Annotated in this window: 1 protein-coding gene; it reads right to left on the bottom strand. The window is 50.2% G+C overall.

Going from position 1 to position 1,252, the window contains the following annotated elements; genetic code table 11:
- Window positions 1–50: 50 nt before the first annotated feature.
- Entirely contained in the window at window positions 51–1,238 is a 1,188-nt protein-coding gene (gene tuf, locus HMPREF9429_RS03525; RefSeq protein ID WP_040773661.1) for an elongation factor Tu, read from the bottom strand.
- Window positions 1,239–1,252: the final 14 nt, after the last annotated feature.

Below are 1,252 nucleotides of genomic sequence, written 5' to 3'. Positions count from 1 at the left end.
CAAAAAATCTCCCTTGCCTAAACAAGGGAGATTTTCGTTTATAAGAAATCTTACTGTTCGATTTCCGATACGACACCGGCACCTACCGTACGGCCGCCTTCGCGAATAGCGAAACGCAAACCTACTTCGATAGCAATCGGCGTGATCAATTCAACTTCCATTTTTACGTTATCGCCGGGCATGCACATTTCTACGCCTTCCGGCAACTGGATAACGCCCGTTACGTCCGTCGTTCTGAAGTAGAACTGGGGACGATAGTTCGTGAAGAACGGCGTATGACGGCCGCCTTCATCTTTCGTCAATACGTATACCTGAGCTTTGAACTTCGTGTGCGGATGAATGGAACCGGGCTTTGCCAATACCTGGCCGCGTTCGATTTCTTTACGGTCTACACCACGGAGCAAAGCACCGATGTTGTCGCCTGCTTCTGCCATGTCGAGGAGCTTACGGAACATTTCTACGCCCGTTACAACCGTCGATTTTGCTTCTGCCTGCATACCTACGATTTCTACCGTATCGCCGACTTTTACTGTTCCGCGTTCTACACGGCCCGTTGCTACCGTACCGCGACCCGTAATGGTGAATACGTCTTCGACAGGCATCAAGAACGGCTGATCCGTCGGACGGTCAGGCGTCGGAATGTAGTCATCGACAGCATCCATCAATTCGAGAATCGCTTTTTTAGCATCTTCGTCGCCTTCGAGAGCTTTCAATGCCGAACCTACTACGATGGGGATTTCATCGCCCGGGAAATCGTAGGAGCTGAGAAGTTCACGAACTTCCATTTCTACGAGTTCAATCAATTCCGGATCGTCAACCTGGTCCGCTTTATTCAAGAATACAACCATAGCCGGTACGCCTACCTGACGTGCCAGGAGGATGTGTTCACGTGTCTGCGGCATGGGGCCGTCAGCTGCCGATACTACGAGGATAGCCCCGTCCATCTGTGCTGCGCCGGTGATCATGTTCTTTACATAATCGGCATGGCCCGGGCAGTCAACGTGTGCATAGTGGCGTTTGTCTGTCTGATATTCTACGTGTGCCGTATTGATCGTAATACCGCGTTCACGTTCTTCCGGTGCTTTATCGATGTTAGCATAGTCGGAGAATTCAGCATAGCCTTTTTCGGACAATACTTTCGTAATTGCTGCCGTCAATGTCGTTTTGCCGTGGTCAACGTGACCGATCGTGCCGATATTGACATGGGGTTTGGTTCTTTCGTATTTTTCTTTTGCCATTGTACATTTCCTCC

The organism is Megasphaera micronuciformis F0359, assembly GCF_000165735.1.
GTDB lineage: Bacteria > Bacillota > Negativicutes > Veillonellales > Megasphaeraceae > Megasphaera > Megasphaera micronuciformis.
Note: the sequence above shows the minus strand (reverse complement) of the source record. Positions and strands in the feature narration are given on the sequence as shown.

Coding starts and splice junctions, on each gene's coding strand:
- tuf (WP_040773661.1), bottom strand. CDS start 1,238: ATGGCAAAAGAAAAATACGAAAGAACCAAACCCCATGTCAATATCGGC.